This is a genomic window from Bacillus sp. AK25, assembly GCF_048270685.1.
In the GTDB taxonomy this organism is placed as follows: domain Bacteria; phylum Bacillota; class Bacilli; order Bacillales; family Bacillaceae; genus Bacillus; species Bacillus altitudinis.
This window is the reverse complement of the sequence record NZ_JBLUWC010000001.1, coordinates 2,482,667-2,500,409: the sequence shown is the minus strand read 5'-3', so window position 1 is coordinate 2,500,409 and position 17,743 is coordinate 2,482,667. Positions and strand designations below refer to the sequence as shown.

The following is a 17,743-nucleotide window of genomic DNA, read 5'->3' as shown; positions in this document are numbered from 1 at the left end:
GGACCATGCTGCAACAAAAAGTGTTAGCATCATTAGAATTTCATAAAGTAAAAGAAAAAGTCATGTCCTATACTGCTTCGACTTTAGGGAAAGAAAAAGCGCAGGACTTAATACCACTCACAGATATCGAGAGCATTCAGCATCTGCTAGAAGAGGTAGCAGAAGCGCAAGATGTGATTCGTTTAAAAGGATCTGCGCCATTTGGCGGGTTAACGGATATTAGACGAGGAGTCAAACGAGCAGAAATAGGTAGTATATTAAGCCCTTCTGAGCTGATGGAAATTGCGGCGCTGTTATATACCACAAAAAACATGAAGCACTTTCTCACCTCTATGTATGAGGACGGAGTAGAGATACCCCGTCTTCATACATATGCAGAATCGCTGATTTTACTGCCAGACGTGAGAAAAGAAATCGAAAGCTGTATTGGTGACAATGGAGAAGTGCTTGATCACGCAACGCCTACACTCCGCACCATACGAACGCAGTTACGATCACTAGAATCAAAAGTACGAGATAAATTAGAATCAATGATTCGTTCACAATCTGCCTCGAAAATGCTGTCAGACACCATTGTGACCATTCGTAATGATCGGTTTGTCATTCCCGTAAAACAAGAGTACCGCTCGAATTATGGGGGGATTGTTCACGATCAATCTTCTTCAGGCGCAACTCTTTTTATTGAGCCGCAAGTGGTCGTGGATTTAAATAACACCTTGCAGCAAACTCGCCTAAAAGAAAAGCAAGAGATTGAAAAGATTTTGCAAATGCTGACAGCGAGTGTGTCAGAGCACATTGATGAATTGCTTCATAATGTGAATGAACTTCAGACATTAGATTTTATTTTCGCCAAAGCCAAATATGCAAAAGCAGAAAAAGCCACAAAACCTACTGTGAATAACCAAGGGGAGATTTATTTAAAACGGGCAAGACATCCCCTATTGCCCCGAGACCAGGTTGTGGCAAATGATATTGAGCTAGGCAAAGATTTTTCTACGATCGTCATCACGGGGCCAAATACAGGCGGTAAGACCGTCACTTTAAAAACACTTGGACTTCTTACGCTGATGACGCAGGCAGGTCTTCATATTCCAGTCGAAGAAGGATCAGAAGTGGCTGTATTCGATCAAGTCTTTGCTGATATTGGAGACGAGCAGTCTATTGAACAGAGCTTGAGTACATTCTCATCTCATATGGTCAATATTGTGGATATCTTAAAGCATTTGACGTCTAATTCACTCGTGTTATTTGATGAATTAGGTGCGGGGACAGATCCTGCTGAAGGTGCAGCACTTGCGATGAGCATTTTAGATGAAGTTCATCAAACAAATGCGCGCGTCATCGCAACGACTCACTATCCTGAGCTGAAGGCATACGGATATAACCGAGAAGGCGTCACAAATGCGAGTGTAGAGTTTGATATTGAAACCTTATCCCCCACATATCGCTTGCTCATCGGGGTGCCGGGACGAAGTAATGCATTTGAAATTTCCAAACGTCTAGGATTGCCTCATCATTTAATTGACCGTGCAAAAGCAGATATGCACGCAGAACATAATGAAGTCGATCAGATGATTGCTTCATTAGAAGACAGCAAAAAACAAGCAGAAGAAGAACTGCATGAGACGGAATTCTATAGAAAAGAAGCAGAGAAGCTCCATAAAGAATTGCAAAAACAAATCCTTGAATGGAATGAACAAAAGGACAAACTGCTGGAAGAAGCTGAACAAAAAGCGGCAGAAAAGATTGAACAAGCAACAAAAGAAGCAGAAGAGATTATTCAAGAGCTTCGGTCCATTAAAAGTGAGCATCGTTCATTCAAAGAACATGAACTCATTGATGCGAGAAAGCGTCTTGAAGAAGCTGTCCCTGAGTTTGACCGTAAGAAAAAATCAGAGCCAGTGAAAAAAGCAGCAAGACAGCTAAAGCCAGGCGATGAAGTCAAAGTGTTGACGTTTGGCCAAAAAGGAACGCTCATCGAACAAACGGGTAACAAAGAATGGAGTGTCCAAATGGGCATTCTGAAAATGAAAGTAAAAGAAAAAGATATGGAATTTATCAAATCAGCACCGGAATTTAAACAAGAGAAAGCCATCACGGCGGTCAAAGGAAAAGACTATCATGTATCACTTGAGCTTGATTTAAGAGGAGAGCGTTATGAGAATGCCTTAAGCAGAGTCGAGAAATACTTAGATGATGCCGTCTTAGCTGGCTATCCGCGTGTGTCGATCATTCACGGTAAAGGCACTGGCGCCTTGAGAAAAGGGGTCCAGGAATTATTAAAACAGCACCGTAGTGTAAAAAATGCTCGTTTTGGAGAACAAGGCGAGGGAGGATCAGGCGTCACCATCGTCGAATTAAAGTAAAAAGGAGAAAACGCATGAAAGCCTTTTGGGAAAATGAACTTGTGGAAATTGCCGCCTATTACAGCGTGGCCGTTCTATGTCTTGTCTTATTTCTGACCATATTTGAACTCGTGACCTCCTATAAAAACTGGGAAGAGATTCAGCGGGGTAACTTAGCTGTTGCTATGGCAACCGGCGGGAAGATTTTTGGGATTGCCAATGTCTTTCAGCATTCCATCGCCCAGCACAACTCGCTTCTTCAAATGGTCGGATGGGGCGTATACGGCTTTGTGATGCTGCTCGTCAGCTATTTCATTTTTGAATTTTTAACACCACGATTTAAAGTAGACAAAGAGATTGAGAATGATAATAGAGCGGTCGGGTTTATTTCACTCATTATTTCTGTTGGGCTGTCTTATGTAGTAGCAGCCGGCATTTAAGGAGACGACATGGAAAAACTAGCCAAAGTATTAATTGTAGTTGCCTGCACTTTTGCGGTTATTGGTGCCGTTTACATGTTCCTGTAAAATGAAGAATACATTCTAGAAAGCTGTCAGGGAAAACCTTGACAGCTTTTCACTCATCAAAGGCGGCGAATCAGAATGAATCAAATCTTGCAAAAAGACGAACTCATAAAGCGCATTGACACTTGTCTCAAAAAGACATCTCTTCCCCAAGACATATATGAACCGTATATTGCACGTCCTTTTCAAACGACTGGTTTTTTTGATGATTTGAGCCCCTATATTGAAATTGATCCAGTCGGCTATATTCTTATTCAATATGAACGAGGGATTAAAGTGCTTCATAAAAGAACAAAAGAGGCGGATGAAGTCGTTTATTGGATTTTAGAAGACACCATCTTTCTAACTGTGTATCTAGACATGATGAGACAATATCAAGTGGACAACATCCACACACATTTACCTAATGACCCTAGTATCCATAAACAGATTGTGGAGAGAGTCCATGAGTCATTTCGTGCGATCGGTGGATTATACGAAAAGTGGCATCATGAAGGGAAAAGAGCCTCTATAGAAACACCGGCGAAAAAATGAAGATGTGTCATGGAACGAGCTCGATTTGAAAAAAGCAAACAGCCATAAGGAAAAGTTTGCTATAATAAAATAGTACGAAAGTTCAGGAAGGAGGGTTTTTATGCAGTCAGATAAACGTTGGCTTCTGCATTACCCGAATCAAATTCCCCACGAACTCACCATCCCAAATGAAACGTTGCAATCTTACTTATTCAGCTCCGCAGAGGCAGCACCTGAGCATACAGCCATTCATTTTTTAGGAAAAAACATCACCTACCAGCAGTTACAAGAAGATGCACTGAAATTAGCCAGTCACTTGATTGACATCGGTGTCAAAAAAGGCGACAGAGTAGCGATTATGCTGCCAAACTGCCCGCAATCGGTGATTTCTTATTATGCGGTTTTAATAGCAGGCGGCATTGTCGTTCAAACCAATCCGCTTTATACGGAGAAAGAACTGGAATATCAAATGGAGGACAGCGGCTCTAAGGTGCTGATCACTCTCGATCTACTGTATCCGAAGGCCTATAAAATGAAAGCGCTGACAAGTATGGAACATTTGATCATCACAAAATTACAAGATTACTTGCCATTTCCGAAAAACATATTGTTTCCGATTGTCCAGCGAAGAAAAAACAACATGGTCATCCAAGTGGAGAAGAGTGAGACCATTCATCATTTCTCACAGATCATGAAAGAATCGTCAGGAGAACGGATTCCGCAAATATCCTTTCAACCGAAAGAGGATGTCGCAGTTTTGCAATATACAGGCGGAACGACCGGTTTACCAAAAGGGGTCATGCTCACACACGAAAATATATTAGCCAATACAGAAATGTGTGCCTCCTGGATGTATAAAACGAACCGCGGAAAAGAGCGGATTCTTGGAATCATTCCGTTCTTTCATGTATACGGCATGACGACCGTGCTAAACCTTGCAGTCAAAGAAGGTCATCAAATGATTCTTCTTCCGCGTTTTGATGCAGCGGATACCTTGAAGACCATTGAAAAACAGAAACCGACGCTGTTCCCAGGAGCACCAACGATGTATATTGCCCTGCTTCATCATCCGAATATTGAAAAGTATGACCTATCATCCATCACCGCATGCTTAAGCGGATCGGCCGCTCTTCCTGTTGAAGTCAAACAGAGTTTTGAAAAACTAACAGGAGGAAGGCTGGTGGAGGGGTATGGACTTTCAGAAACTTCTCCTGTCACTCATGCCAATTTCTTATGGGGAGCGAACAAAATAGGAAGTATCGGGTGCCCTTGGCCGAATACAGATGCCGGTATTTATTGTGAAGAAACGGGTGGACTCAAAGCGCCATATGAGCACGGAGAGATTATCGTCAAAGGTCCTCAAATCATGAAAGGATACTGGAATCAGCCGGAGGAGACTGCGGCAGTGTTAAGAGACGGCTGGTTTTTCACAGGAGACATTGGGTATATGGATGAGGATGGTTTTTTCTATATCGTAGACCGGAAAAAGGATGTCATCATCGCGAGCGGCTATAATATTTACCCAAGAGAGGTTGAAGAAGCCCTTTATGAGCATGAGCTTGTACAAGAAGTTGTTGTGGCGGGTATTCCAGATCCGTATAGAGGGGAAACAGTAAAAGCCTTTGTTGTCCCGAAAAAGGATGCCTATGTAACAGAGGATGAACTGGATCGTTTTGTTAGAACAAGAATTGCCTCATTTAAAGTGCCGCGTGTCTACGAATTTAAGGAATCACTGCCTAAAACGGCTGTAGGGAAAATCTTGCGCAGAGTGTTAATTGAAGAAGAAAAAAGAAAGCAATCATCTTCAACAGAAGAACCAGTCGATCAATGAGAGAATGAACCAGCATCATCCGGTCAAGCGGCCGGATGATTTGAATTGTACGTGTATGCTCTGGTATGCTAAAGGTTGAAAAGAAAGAAGAACATCACTTGACAAATCACTCGTTTCTTTTTAACATAAAGTTATGAATGAATGCTCATTCAATTTAGAAAGGGACGAAGCAAATTGAAGCAGAAAAGACCGAAGTACATGCAAATTATTGATGCAGCCGTTGTGGTGATTGCAGAGAACGGCTACCATCAATCACAAGTTTCAAAGATTGCCAAACAAGCAGGAGTAGCAGACGGAACCATTTATCTCTATTTCAAAAACAAAGAGGACATTTTGATCTCGTTGTTCAAAGAAAAAATGGGACAATTCATCGAACGGATGGAAAACGATATTCAAAAGAAACCGTCTGCGAAAGAAAAGCTTCTTCTCCTTATTCGAGAACACTTTCGCCTGCTATCGCAAGACCACCATTTGGCCCTTGTGACACAGCTTGAACTCAGGCAGTCAAACCTTGAACTGCGCCAAAAAATCAATGAGGTGCTGAAAGGGTATTTAAATATGCTCGACTCCATTTTAACCGAAGGAAAGAAGACCGGAGAATTTAGACAAAATCTAGATGTCCGCTTAGCGAGACAAATGGTATTTGGGACGATTGATGAAACCGCTACAACATGGGTCATGAATGATCAAAAGTATGACCTGCCTGCACTCGCAGAAAGTGTACATGATCTTCTCTTAAACGGAATACATCAATCTTAAAGACAATTGAAAAAGGATGATTGACATGGAAAAAATACTTAGCTTACACCAAGACGAACAGACAGCACTCATCACGATTCAACACCCACCTGCAAATGCCTTATCCTCTCAGCTTCTCACTGAACTCAATGACATGTTTGATCAGCTTGAACAAAACAGTGAAGTGAGAGCTATTGTCATTCATGGAGAAGGTAGATTTTTCTCAGCAGGTGCTGATATTAAAGAATTTACGACCTTGCAGGAAGAGTCTGATTATGCCAGCCTTGCAGACAGAGGACAGCAAGTGTTTGAACGAATTGAACAATGTCCAAAACCGGTGATTGCTTCCATTCACGGGGCAGCATTAGGCGGCGGGCTTGAGCTGGCGATGTCGTGTGATATTCGAATCGCAACAAAAGATGCAAAGCTGGGACTGCCGGAATTAAATCTCGGTATTATCCCAGGATTCGGCGGAACGCAGCGCCTGCCTCGCTATGTTGGATCAGCTAAAGCACTTGAAATGATGGGAACAGCTGAGCCAATTACAGGAGAAGAAGCATTTGCCTGCGGACTTGTTTCAAAACTTGCGGAAACAGAGGAAGAAGCGCTGGAAACAGCGAAAACATTGGCGGCGAAATTTGCAGCGAAAAGCCCTAAAACGCTTGAGTATGTGCTTGAGTTATTGAATGCGACAAAAGTGTACTCATATGATGGCGGAATGAAGCTGGAAGCCAAAAAGTTTGCTGAAGTGTTCCAGTCTAATGATGCCAAAGAAGGCATCCAAGCTTTTATTGAAAAGCGTAAACCGAATTTTAAAGGGGAATAAGGGATTAGTACGACACAAGGGGGAGAAATGAATGAATATTTTTGTTTTAATGAAGCGTACGTTTGACACGGAAGAGAAAATCTCTATTCAGTCTGGTGCTATTCAAGAAGATGGGGCAGAGTTCATTATTAATCCTTATGATGAGTACGCAATTGAAGAAGCGATTCAGCTTCGGGATGAGCACGGGGGAGAAGTAACGGTCGTGACAGTTGGCAATGAAGATGCGGAGAAACAGCTTAGAACAGCACTTGCAATGGGCTGCGATCAAGCCGTTTTATTAAATGTTGAAGATGATTTGGAGGAGTGGGATCAGTTTTCCGCTTCTACGATTCTATATCACTATCTCAAGGATAAAAAAGCTTCCTTGATCTTAGCAGGGAATGTAGCGATTGACGGCGGGTCTGGACAGGTGGCCCCGCGTCTTGCTGAATTACTCGGTTTTCCATATGTCACAACCATTACAAGTATTCAAATCGACGGCGGCTCAGCTTCAATTGAGCGAGATGCAGAGGGTGATGTGGAAGTGATTTCTGCCGAGCTCCCGCTAGTGGTCACCGCGCAGCAAGGTCTCAATGAGCCTCGTTATCCATCGTTACCAGGCATCATGAAGGCAAAGAAAAAGCCTTTAGAAGAACTGGAATTAGACGATCTAGATCTAGATGAAGACGATGTGCCATTTAAAATCAAAACAATCGAACGTTTCTTACCGGAGAAAAAAGAGGGTGGCAAGGTGTTGAGCGGAGAGCTTCAGGATCAGGTCAAGGAACTGACAGACCTGCTAAGAAATGAAGCAAAAGTCATCTAAACATCCACTTTACGATATCACGAGAACAAGGGGGAGCTTATAGGATGAGTAAAAAAGTTGTTGTACTTGGAGAAAGTCGTGACGGTAAATTAAGAAATGTGACATTTGAAGCGATTGCTGCCGCTCACGAGGTGGCTGATGGCGGTGAAGTGATTGGCGTTTTAATAGGGGATCACGTCAAAGACCAAGCGGATGAGCTGCTTTATTATGGAGCGGATCATGTGATGATCGTCGAGCACCCGCATCTTTCTTATTATACGTCTGATGGTTTTGCGCAGGCGCTTCAGGCAATATTAGATCAAGTCAATCCTGATGCAGTGCTCTTCGGTCATACATCGATCGGAAAAGACTTGTCACCAAAAATAGCTGCACGCCTGCAAACTGGCTTAATTTCAGATGCAATAGATGTAAGCGTTACCGGTGAACATCTTGTTTTCACTAGACCGATTTATTCAGGAAAAGCTTTTGAAAAAGTCATTTCAACAGATCGTCTGCTTTTGGCTACTATCCGTCCAAACAACGTGGCACCGCTGGAGCGTGATGCGTCACGCAGCGGAGAAGTGACGCCAGTTTCTGTCGATATTCAAAACCTAAGAACAATCGTGAAGGAAGTCATTAAAAAAACATCAGAAGGTGTAGATTTATCTGAAGCGAAGGTCATTGTCGCAGGAGGCAGGGGGGTCAAGAGCAAAGAAGGCTTTGAACCGCTGAAAGAACTTGCCCAAACGCTTGGCGCAGCAGTCGGTGCCTCGCGTGGTGCATGTGACGCTGACTACTGCGATTATGCCCTGCAAATTGGTCAAACCGGTAAAGTCGTCACACCTGACCTTTACATTGCCTGCGGGATTTCAGGAGCTATTCAGCATTTAGCCGGTATGTCCAACAGTAAAGTCATTGTTGCGATCAACAAAGACCCAGAAGCTGAAATCTTCAAAATCGCTGATTACGGAATAGTTGGTGACTTATTCGAAGTCGTTCCGCTTTTAAATGAAGAGTTAAAAAACATGAATATCCATTCTTAACGCTCATACACTCAGAATGCCTAGGTATTCTGGGTTTTTTTGTATGTTATCACGAAACAAAGGAGCGGTTTATAAGTGAATGGGACAGTAAAAGTCAATGAAGTGATTGGACGCATTTCTAAACACATCTATGGACACTTTCAAGAGCATTTAGGAAGAGGAATTTATGACGGCATTTGGGTAGGGGAAGATTCAGAGATTGATCATGTTGAAGGGATTCGTACCGATGTACTAAAGGCACTTCAAGCCTTACATATCCCAGTGCTGAGGTGGCCGGGCGGCTGTTTTGCAGACGAGTATCATTGGGCAAACGGCGTCGGTGATCTGAGTGAACGAAAGCCGATGGTGAATACTCATTGGGGTGGCACCGTTGAATCAAATGCGTTTGGTACACATGAATTTATGAGACTGTGTGAATTACTTGAATGTGAGCCTTATATTTGTGGAAACGTTGGAAGCGGCTCTGTACAAGAATTAGCAGAATGGATTGAATATATCACATTTCCTAAAGGGACACCTATGTCGGATTGGCGCATTCAAAATGGAAAACAAGAACCGTGGGAGCTGACGTATGTTGGTGTAGGTAATGAAAGCTGGGGATGTGGTGGAAATATGACGCCAGAGTATTATGCAGACTTATATAAACGCTACCAAACGTATGTGAGAGAATTTGCTGGTCAGCGCATTTACAAAATTGCATGCGGTGCGAATTCAAATGATGTGAATTGGACAAAAGTATTAATGGAGCGTGCAGCGCCTTGGATGGATGGGCTCAGTTTGCATTACTATACGGTCCCAGGAACATGGGAGAAAAAAGGGTCTGCGACCGATTTTGATGAGGATGAGTGGTTTACAACGCTGAAAAAGGCGTCTGAAATGGAGCGGCTTGTCGTGGAACACGGAAAAATCATGGATCGTTATGATCCAGACAAGCGAATCGGGATGATTATTGATGAATGGGGGACATGGTATGATCCAGAACCGGGGACAAATCCAGGGTTTTTGTATCAGCAAAACACATTAAGAGATGCTCTAGTCTGTGCCTTGCATTTTCATATTTTTCATCGCCATTGCCAGCGGATTCATATGGCGAATATTGCCCAGACCGTCAATGTGCTGCAAGCGATGGTGTTAACGCAGGACGAAAAGATGCTCCTGACACCTACCTATCATGTATTTCACATGTTTCAAGTGCATCAAGATGAAGAAGCGCTTGAAGTAGAATTGAATGCGCCTTCGTATGAACGCCGGGGTGAAAAAATTCCTCAAGTCAGTGTGTCAGCCTCGCGGTCATCTGACAAGATGCATATTAGTTTCTGTCATGTGAATCCCCATGAAAAAGCAGACGTATCTCTTGCGATAGAGGGAATCGATGCAAAAACGAAGGTCACTGGCCGTGTGCTGACTGCTGATCGGATGAATGCACACAACACGTTCGATGATCCTCATTCTGTTCAGCCTGCGGACTTTCGACAATTTGCTGTTAAGCACGGCGAGCTGACTATTGATCTGCCGCCTATGTCGGTTGTCATGTTGACCGTCGATCTGGCTTGATCGCATATTTCAATGTTTGATGAGAAGAATGTTGGGGCATCATACATTGTAAATGAAGCGGAAAGGGAGTTATGTCATATGCTTAGAACCATTCTGATGATCATTGGTGCGATTGTTGTTATTGGTGCGATTATACGGTTTGTTTTTTAATTCATTTCATAAAAAATGATTCGTAAGCATTTCATTCGCAAGTCACATTGGTAGATGCTATACTAAAAAGCATAATTTACATTGGAGGAATGAATAATGGCAATCGTAAAAGCTACTGACGCAACATTTTCACAAGAAACTGCAGAAGGTGTTGTTCTTGCAGATTTTTGGGCACCTTGGTGCGGACCTTGTAAAATGATTGCTCCAGTTCTTGAAGAACTTGATCAAGAAATGGGCGATAAAATGAAAATTGTAAAAATTGATGTGGATGATAACCAAGAAACTGCTGGTAAATATGGCGTTATGAGTATCCCAACACTTCTTGTTTTAAAAGACGGTGAAGTCGTCGAAACGTCTGTTGGTTTCAAACCAAAAGAAGCACTAGCTGAGCTTGTAAACAAACATCTATAAACCGATCTATGCCCGCGTGGCATGATCTCAAAAAGCGGTTCTCGTATAGTCGAGAGCCGCTTTTCTTTCATCGTGGTATAAAACAAATGTTCGTGATACACTAGAAGGAGTGAAAGCGGAAAACAAGGACGGATGAAAATATGAACAAATTGATCAAAGAAAAGCTGTCAGTCTTACCTGATCAACCAGGCTGTTACTTAATGAAAGATAGACAAAATACGATCATTTATGTGGGAAAGGCAAAGGTATTAAAAAATAGGGTCCGCTCTTATTTTACAGGATCTCATGATGCCAAAACGCAGCGGCTTGTCAGTGAAATCGAAGACTTTGAATACATTGTCACCTCTTCAAATATTGAGGCACTTATTTTAGAGCTGAATTTAATCAAAAAATATGACCCGAAATACAATGTCATGCTCAAGGATGACAAAACGTACCCTTTTATTAAAATTACGAATGAACGTCACCCTAAGCTGATTGTCACCCGCAATGTGAAAAAGGATAAAGGGAAATACTTCGGTCCATATCCGAACGTACAAGCAGCAAGAGAAACGAAAAAGCTGCTCGATCGTTTATACCCACTTAGAAAATGTGCAACACTCCCTGACCGAGTCTGTCTTTATTATCATCTTGGACAATGTCTTGCTCCGTGTGTGTATGACATTTCTGAAGAAACGAATAAACAGCTCGTCGATGAAATCACAAGATTTCTAAACGGAGGTCATCAGCAAATCAAGAAAGAATTAACAGAGAAAATGCAAGAAGCGGCCGAACAATTAGAATTTGAGCGGGCAAAAGAACTGAGAGATCAAATTGCTTATATCGATTCAACGATGGAAAAGCAAAAGATGACGATGAGTGACTTATCCGATCGCGATGTATTTGCCTATGCTTATGATAAGGGCTGGATGTGTGTCCAAGTCTTCTTCATCAGACAGGGGAAATTAATCGAACGTGATGTCAGCCTATTTCCGATGTATCAAGACCCTGAGGAGGAATTTCTCACGTTTATGGGGCAGTTTTATGAAAAGAACAACCACTTTTTGCCGAAGGAAATTTTGGTGCCAGACAGCGTCGATCAAGAGATGATTGAGCAATTGCTTGAAACGAATGTTCATCAGCCGAAAAAAGGAAAGAAGAAGGATTTGCTTTTACTTGCCCACCAAAATGCCAAAATTGCTCTCAAAGAAAAGTTCTCGCTCATAGAGCGCGATGAAGAACGGACAATTGGTGCAGTGAAGCAGCTTGGTGATGCACTTAATATTTATATGCCATACCGGATTGAGGCATTTGATAACTCCAATATCCAAGGAGCAGACCCCGTATCCGCTATGGTTGTCTTCCAAGACGGGAAGCCGTATAAAAAGGAATACCGAAAATACAAAATTAAAACCGTTGAGGGGCCCGATGATTATGCTTCCATGCGTGAAGTCATTAGAAGGCGGTATACCCGTGTGTTAAAAGATGAACTGCCGCTTCCTGACTTAATTTTAATCGATGGAGGAAAAGGACAGATCAACGCAGCCATAGATGTGCTCGAAAATGAATTAAATCTGTCTGTTCCTGTGGCAGGTCTAGTGAAAGATGAAAAACACAGGACATCGAATCTGATGATGGGTGATACGCTTGAAATTGTTGCGCTCGAACGAAATAGTCAGGCCTTTTATTTATTGCAGCGTATTCAAGATGAAGTGCACCGATTTGCGATTAGTTTTCACCGGCAGCTGCGCGGGAAGAATGCATTCCAGTCTATTCTAGACGATGTCCCAGGTATCGGGGAAAAGCGCAAAAAGCAGTTACTTAAACATTTTGGCTCTGTGAAAAAGATGAAAGAAGCCTCTATCCAGGATTTTCAGGACGCTGGTATTCCGAAACAAACGGCTGAACTTTTAATGGAGGCATTAAAAAAATAGATTGTACTTTTTCCAAAAGTCTGTTAAGATGTGACTAATTTAATAAATGAACGTGTTGTTTGTTGAAGATAGAGGTGCGAACTTCAAGAGTAAGCCTTCAGAGATCGAGGGGATCTAGGAAGAGGGCTGAAAGGGGAGCGTCGCCGAAGTGAATAAAATCCACTCATTTTATTCGCTGGCTGTACATTGAAGAAATGTAGGGCTGTCAAGAATGTATTTCTTGGAGGGCTATCTCATTGTTTGCATCATTTGATGATTTTAAAGCAATGGGAGATTTGTTCTCTCATTGCTTTTTTATTTGCAGTGCAGAGAGCAGTCTCCGCAGCCTCTTCTCTCACACGTGATCTTTTGAAAAAGGGTGGTAGACATGGGACTAATTGTACAAAAATTTGGTGGAACATCTGTTGGATCGACAGAAAAAATTCGCAATGTCGCAGAGAGAGTCATCGCTGAACGCGAGGCAGGAAATGATGTGGTCGTGGTTGTGTCTGCGATGGGCAAATCAACGGATGTTCTAGTAGACCTAGCGAAAGAACTCACAGATGATCCAAGCAAAAGAGAAATGGATATGCTACTGACAACTGGTGAGCAGGTGACCATTTCATTATTAGCGATGGCACTGCAAGCAAAAGGTTATGATGCCATTTCCTTTACAGGCTGGCAAGCTGGGATGAAAACAGAGAAGGTGCACGGAAATGCAAGAATCGTGGACATCGATGAAGCAAGAATCCAAGAAGAACTGAGTGCGGGAAAAGTCGTCGTTGTAGCAGGTTTCCAAGGAATTGCGGATGATCTACATATTACAACACTTGGACGTGGTGGATCAGATACGACAGCAGTGGCACTAGCTGCGGCACTCAAAGCGGACAAATGTGATATTTATACGGACGTACCAGGTGTGTTTACAACAGATCCTCGTTATGTGCCGTCTGCGCGAAAACTTGCAGGAATTTCATACGATGAAATGCTTGAGTTAGCCAATTTAGGAGCAGGTGTGCTGCATCCGAGAGCGGTCGAATTTGCGAAAAATTATCAAATCCCACTAGAAGTCCGTTCTAGTATTGAAAATGAATCGGGTACGTTAATTGAGGAGGAATCATCCATGGAACAAAATTTAGTTGTAAGAGGTATTGCATTTGAAGATCAGATGACACGCGTGACGGTATGCGGCCTTTCAAGCGGTTTAACAACGCTATCGACGATTTTTACGACACTTGCAAAGCAAAATATCAATGTCGATATCATCATTCAGTCTGTCACAAGCACCAATCAGACCTCCATCTCTTTCTCTGTGAAAACGGATGATTTGTCTAAAACAGTTGAAGTATTAGAAGAATACAAAGGTGCGCTTGGTTATGAGCAGATTGAGACAGAAAGCAAATTAGCCAAAGTATCCATCGTTGGCTCTGGTATGGTCTCAAACCCAGGCGTTGCGGCTGAAATGTTCGCTGTGTTAGCTCAAAAAGACATTCAAGTGAAAATGGTCAGTACGTCTGAGATCAAAGTCTCAACAGTCGTTGATCGTGAAGATATGGTGAAAGCTGTAGAAGCCCTTCATGATGCGTTTGAATTATCAAAGGTGAGCGCCGCTGCTCATTCATAAATCTTCAAAAGAGGTGTATCCCATGAAAGGATACACCTCTCAGCGTGTAGACAAACCCTCGCATTCTTTGTCAGTCCTGCGTGCTGGTGCTCACGAATGTCAAATTCGCTCCGCGCCAGTACTCGTCTTTCCTAGACTGCAAAGGTTTTCTATCACGCTGAAAAGAAGACAAAGGGCTAAAATCAAGTTCATTTTAGCCCTTTGTCAACAATCTGAAAGGTGTATCCCATAAAAAGATACACCTCTTTTTTATATTGGAAATCATCAGCATATGAAGAAAGAAAAACATGCGTAAACCGGTACGTCAACTATGCTATGATAGAAGGGTATATAAAAAAGGCGTGACACAAAGTCCTCGCCTTTCATAAGCAGTGTTAGCTAGGGTCTCTTAAATCCCATTTAACGGTTAAAATGACTTTATCAGCACGCTTTTTTACTTGTTCATAGGATTCAGCCACGTGCTCATTGAGAAGCTGAATCTGTTCAGCGATAAAACCTGCTTCCATTTGAAAGCATGGCTCCTTTTGATAGCTGAGTCGATTCGATACAAGTGGACCTTCGAGCTCAAACTCAATTTCCTGTTTTTTAGAATGGACCATCGTGAGAGTTCCCCATCCGGCATCATGGAAAAATTCGGGGATCTTTTCCCATGACTCTTGAGGAAATTTACGAGCAAGCAGTTTACCCGCAAAATACATCATAGATGAATGATCCTGACCAAGAATGTCAGGCAGCAGAACTTCGCGTATCAGCTCGTAGGCAAATCCATTGACTTCAATTTCTTTTAGCTGTTCTAAGTTAGATTCGAATTTATTCATTGTATGGCTCCCCTCTTTCAACAATTTATTATAGCTTATGTGGGCATATGATGACAGAGTTTTCCCTGAAGTCTAAGAAATTCTTATTGTAGTAAAACGAATTTTGATTTAAAACTTTTAAATTTCCGAAAATTTTAATTTATGTACGCGGTTTCTTGACGCTTTTTTGACATAGGAGTAAAATGAAATTGTCAATAAATTTGAATAAAGTGCTTACAATTGAAAGAAGCGGGGGTAAGACAATTTTCAAGCAATTGCACTTTTTTTACTAGGGGGTAAAGTAATGTCGGGGAACAAAGAATTTTTTTATCGGAGATTGCATTCTTTGCTTGGCGTCATTCCGGTCGGTCTATTTTTAGTACAGCACTTAGTGATTAACCACTTTGCGACGAATGGACCAGAGGCGTTTAACAAAGCTGCACACTTTATGGAACAGCTTCCATTCAGATATGCACTTGAGCTGTTCGTGATTTTCTTACCACTGATCTATCATGCTGTTTATGGGGTGTACATAGCCTTTACGGCACAAAACAACACGTCTCGCTTCAGTTACTTAAGGAACTGGTTGTTCAGACTGCAACGAATTACAGGTATCATCACATTGATTTTTGTCACTTGGCACGTATGGGAAACACGCATTCAAGCGCAGCTTGGAGCTGAAGTAAACTATGACATGATGGCGAATATTTTAAGCTCTCCATTTATGCTAGGTTTCTATATTGTCGGCGTTTTATCTACTATTTTCCACTTTGCTAATGGCTTGTGGTCATTTGCTGTCAGCTGGGGAATTACAGTTTCACCACGCTCACAAAGAATCTCCACATATGTGACATTAGGTATATTTATAGCGCTTTCATATGTAGGGCTAAGAGCAATTTTCGCTTTTGTTTAAGAGGAAATAGATTAGTAGAAGAGGGAGAGGGGCTACAATGAGTAATTCTAGCATCATCGTTGTCGGAGGCGGCTTAGCTGGTCTCATGGCAACTATCAAAGCAGCAGAAGCGGGAACAGCTGTTAAACTATTTTCAATCGTACCTGTGAAACGTTCGCATTCTGTTTGTGCACAGGGCGGAATTAACGGAGCGGTCAATACAAAAGGTGAAGGAGATTCACCTTATGAGCATTTTGATGACACGGTATATGGCGGAGACTTTTTAGCTAATCAGCCGCCAGTAAAGGCAATGTGTGAAGCAGCGCCGTCCATTATCCACTTACTTGATCGTATGGGTGTAATGTTTAACAGAACACCAGAAGGATTACTGGACTTCCGCCGTTTCGGGGGAACACAGCACCACCGTACAGCATTTGCTGGTGCGACAACAGGTCAGCAGTTATTATATGCACTAGATGAGCAGGTTCGCCGCTATGAAGTAGCAGGGCTTGTGACGAAATATGAAGGCTGGGAATTCCTTGGTGCTGTCTTAGATGACGAGGAAGTATGCCGAGGCATTGTCGCACAGAACTTGACGACAATGGAAATCGAATCCTTCCGTTCAGATGCTGTCATCATGGCAACTGGCGGCCCTGGTATCGTATTCGGTAAATCAACGAACTCCATGATTAATACCGGATCAGCTGCATCGATCGTTTATCAGCAAGGTGCTCATTATGCCAATGGAGAATTCATTCAAATTCACCCAACAGCGATCCCAGGAGATGACAAGTTGCGTCTCATGAGTGAATCAGCTCGTGGTGAAGGTGGACGTGTTTGGACATATAAAGACGGAAAGCCTTGGTACTTCCTTGAAGAAAAGTACCCAGCATACGGGAACCTTGTACCGCGTGACATTGCAACGCGTGAAATTTTCGACGTATGTGTGGAGCAAAAGCTTGGCATCAACGGAGAGAACATGGTGTACCTAGATCTTTCTCACAAAGATCCAAAAGAGCTTGATATTAAGCTTGGTGGAATCATTGAAATCTATGAAAAATTCATGGGTGATGACCCGCGTAAGCTTCCGATGAAAATTTTCCCGGCTGTTCATTATTCAATGGGCGGATTATGGGTTGATTATGATCAAATGACGAATATCAAAGGCTTGTTTGCTGCCGGAGAATGTGATTACTCTATGCACGGCGGAAACAGACTTGGTGCAAACTCATTGCTTTCTGCGATTTACGGCGGAATGGTTGCTGGACCAAATGCTGTGAAATACATTAGCGGTCTTGAAAAGTCTGCAGAAGATTTATCATCTGCAACATTCGACAGTGCCGTGAAGAAAGAGCAGGAGAAATGGGACAACATCCTTAGCATGGATGGCACAGAAAATGCATATGTGCTTCATAAAGAGCTTGGAGAATGGATGACGGACAACGTGACAGTGGTTCGTTACAATGAGAAGCTCTTAAAAACAGATCAGAAGATTGAAGAACTGATGGAGCGCTATAAGCATATTAACATCAACGATACAGCTTCATGGAGCAACCAAGGCGCTGCCTTCACGCGTCAGCTTGACAACATGCTTCAGCTGGCACGCGTCATTACGATTGGGGCTTACAACCGGAATGAAAGCCGAGGCGCACACTATAAACCGGAATTCCCAGAAAGAAACGATGAAGAATTCCTAAAAACAACGATGGCTACGTTCAAAGGGAAGAACCAAAAACCTGCATTCCACTATGAGGACGTCGATGTATCGTTAATTGCACCTCGTAAACGAGATTACTCGAAGAAAAAGGTGGAGAAATAA

15 protein-coding genes and 1 riboswitch are annotated in these 17,743 nt (G+C 42.5%); of the genes, 14 read left to right on the top strand and 1 reads right to left on the bottom strand.

Translation table 11 applies throughout. From position 1 onward, the window contains the following. Positions 1-8: 8 nt before the first annotated feature. From ACNO7B_RS12970 to ACNO7B_RS12915, 12 genes are all read left to right on the top strand, one after another. Positions 9-2,366 carry an endonuclease MutS2 gene (locus ACNO7B_RS12970; RefSeq protein WP_138826853.1) on the top strand — a complete coding sequence of 786 codons (2,358 nt, stop codon included), beginning with the start codon at positions 9-11 and terminating at the stop codon, positions 2,364-2,366. A 14-nt stretch (positions 2,367-2,380) separates the two neighbouring features. After that, positions 2,381-2,785 (top strand): DUF350 domain-containing protein, encoded by a 405-nt coding sequence (locus tag ACNO7B_RS12965; protein WP_007501637.1) that lies wholly within the window; start codon positions 2,381-2,383, stop codon positions 2,783-2,785. Between the two features lie 162 nt (positions 2,786-2,947). Beyond that, positions 2,948-3,403: an Imm63 family immunity protein gene (locus ACNO7B_RS12960; RefSeq protein WP_138826230.1), complete on the top strand. Its 456-nt coding sequence runs from the start codon at positions 2,948-2,950 to the stop codon at positions 3,401-3,403. 100 nt (positions 3,404-3,503) lie between these two features. Further along, the gene (locus ACNO7B_RS12955; protein WP_417901593.1) at positions 3,504-5,213 is read left to right on the top strand and encodes an AMP-binding protein; all 1,710 of its coding nucleotides are present in this window, start codon (positions 3,504-3,506) and stop codon (positions 5,211-5,213) included. A 174-nt stretch (positions 5,214-5,387) separates the two neighbouring features. Next, positions 5,388-5,972, top strand: coding sequence for a TetR/AcrR family transcriptional regulator (locus ACNO7B_RS12950; RefSeq protein WP_017367816.1), 585 nt, complete (start codon positions 5,388-5,390; stop codon positions 5,970-5,972). A gap of 25 nt (positions 5,973-5,997) precedes the next feature. Then, positions 5,998-6,777 (top strand): enoyl-CoA hydratase, encoded by a 780-nt coding sequence (locus ACNO7B_RS12945; protein ID WP_017358245.1) that lies wholly within the window; start codon positions 5,998-6,000, stop codon positions 6,775-6,777. A gap of 31 nt (positions 6,778-6,808) precedes the next feature. Next, the gene (locus ACNO7B_RS12940; protein WP_417901592.1) at positions 6,809-7,582 is read left to right on the top strand and encodes an electron transfer flavoprotein subunit beta/FixA family protein; all 774 of its coding nucleotides are present in this window, start codon (positions 6,809-6,811) and stop codon (positions 7,580-7,582) included. 44 nt (positions 7,583-7,626) lie between these two features. After that, a complete protein-coding gene (locus ACNO7B_RS12935; protein WP_007501631.1) occupies positions 7,627-8,604 on the top strand; it encodes an electron transfer flavoprotein subunit alpha/FixB family protein in 978 nt (325 codons plus the stop codon). A 75-nt stretch (positions 8,605-8,679) separates the two neighbouring features. Continuing rightward, positions 8,680-10,158 (top strand): alpha-N-arabinofuranosidase, encoded by a 1,479-nt coding sequence (locus ACNO7B_RS12930; protein ID WP_212046998.1) that lies wholly within the window; start codon positions 8,680-8,682, stop codon positions 10,156-10,158. A gap of 246 nt (positions 10,159-10,404) precedes the next feature. Next, a complete protein-coding gene (trxA, locus tag ACNO7B_RS12925; protein WP_007501629.1) occupies positions 10,405-10,719 on the top strand; it encodes a thioredoxin in 315 nt (104 codons plus the stop codon). Positions 10,720-10,859: 140 nt separating this feature from the next. Then, positions 10,860-12,632, top strand: coding sequence for an excinuclease ABC subunit UvrC (uvrC, locus tag ACNO7B_RS12920; RefSeq protein ID WP_007501627.1), 1,773 nt, complete (start codon positions 10,860-10,862; stop codon positions 12,630-12,632). Positions 12,633-12,693: 61 nt separating this feature from the next. Continuing rightward, a riboswitch (Lysine riboswitch) is annotated at positions 12,694-12,871 on the top strand. A gap of 128 nt (positions 12,872-12,999) precedes the next feature. Further along, a complete protein-coding gene (locus tag ACNO7B_RS12915; RefSeq protein ID WP_047945317.1) occupies positions 13,000-14,235 on the top strand; it encodes an aspartate kinase in 1,236 nt (411 codons plus the stop codon). 374 nt (positions 14,236-14,609) lie between these two features. On the opposite strand, the gene ACNO7B_RS12910 is transcribed toward ACNO7B_RS12915, so the two are convergent. Continuing rightward, the gene (locus ACNO7B_RS12910; RefSeq protein ID WP_008345974.1) at positions 14,610-15,053 is read right to left on the bottom strand and encodes a YslB family protein; all 444 of its coding nucleotides are present in this window, start codon (positions 15,051-15,053) and stop codon (positions 14,610-14,612) included. 283 nt (positions 15,054-15,336) lie between these two features. Between ACNO7B_RS12910 and ACNO7B_RS12905 the strand changes: the two genes are divergently transcribed. Both ACNO7B_RS12905 and sdhA read left to right on the top strand, forming a co-directional pair. Beyond that, positions 15,337-15,945, top strand: a complete 609-nt coding sequence (locus tag ACNO7B_RS12905; protein ID WP_007501622.1) for a succinate dehydrogenase cytochrome b558 subunit — start codon at positions 15,337-15,339, stop codon at positions 15,943-15,945. A gap of 37 nt (positions 15,946-15,982) precedes the next feature. Then, positions 15,983-17,743 (top strand): succinate dehydrogenase flavoprotein subunit, encoded by a 1,761-nt coding sequence (gene sdhA / locus ACNO7B_RS12900; RefSeq protein WP_008345971.1) that lies wholly within the window; start codon positions 15,983-15,985, stop codon positions 17,741-17,743.

Bases quoted from the DNA above. Each gene is read 5' to 3' on its own strand.
- ACNO7B_RS12910 (WP_008345974.1), bottom strand. From the start codon at position 15,053: ATGAATAAATTCGAATCTAACTTAGAACAGCTAAAAGAAATTGAAGTC.
- ACNO7B_RS12935 (WP_007501631.1), top strand. From the start codon at position 7,627: ATGAGTAAAAAAGTTGTTGTACTTGGAGAAAGTCGTGACGGTAAATTA.
- ACNO7B_RS12965 (WP_007501637.1), top strand. From the start codon at position 2,381: ATGAAAGCCTTTTGGGAAAATGAACTTGTGGAAATTGCCGCCTATTAC.
- ACNO7B_RS12905 (WP_007501622.1), top strand. From the start codon at position 15,337: ATGTCGGGGAACAAAGAATTTTTTTATCGGAGATTGCATTCTTTGCTT.
- trxA (WP_007501629.1), top strand. From the start codon at position 10,405: ATGGCAATCGTAAAAGCTACTGACGCAACATTTTCACAAGAAACTGCA.
- uvrC (WP_007501627.1), top strand. From the start codon at position 10,860: ATGAACAAATTGATCAAAGAAAAGCTGTCAGTCTTACCTGATCAACCA.
- ACNO7B_RS12945 (WP_017358245.1), top strand. From the start codon at position 5,998: ATGGAAAAAATACTTAGCTTACACCAAGACGAACAGACAGCACTCATC.
- ACNO7B_RS12960 (WP_138826230.1), top strand. From the start codon at position 2,948: ATGAATCAAATCTTGCAAAAAGACGAACTCATAAAGCGCATTGACACT.
- ACNO7B_RS12955 (WP_417901593.1), top strand. From the start codon at position 3,504: ATGCAGTCAGATAAACGTTGGCTTCTGCATTACCCGAATCAAATTCCC.
- sdhA (WP_008345971.1), top strand. From the start codon at position 15,983: ATGAGTAATTCTAGCATCATCGTTGTCGGAGGCGGCTTAGCTGGTCTC.
- ACNO7B_RS12940 (WP_417901592.1), top strand. From the start codon at position 6,809: ATGAATATTTTTGTTTTAATGAAGCGTACGTTTGACACGGAAGAGAAA.
- ACNO7B_RS12915 (WP_047945317.1), top strand. From the start codon at position 13,000: ATGGGACTAATTGTACAAAAATTTGGTGGAACATCTGTTGGATCGACA.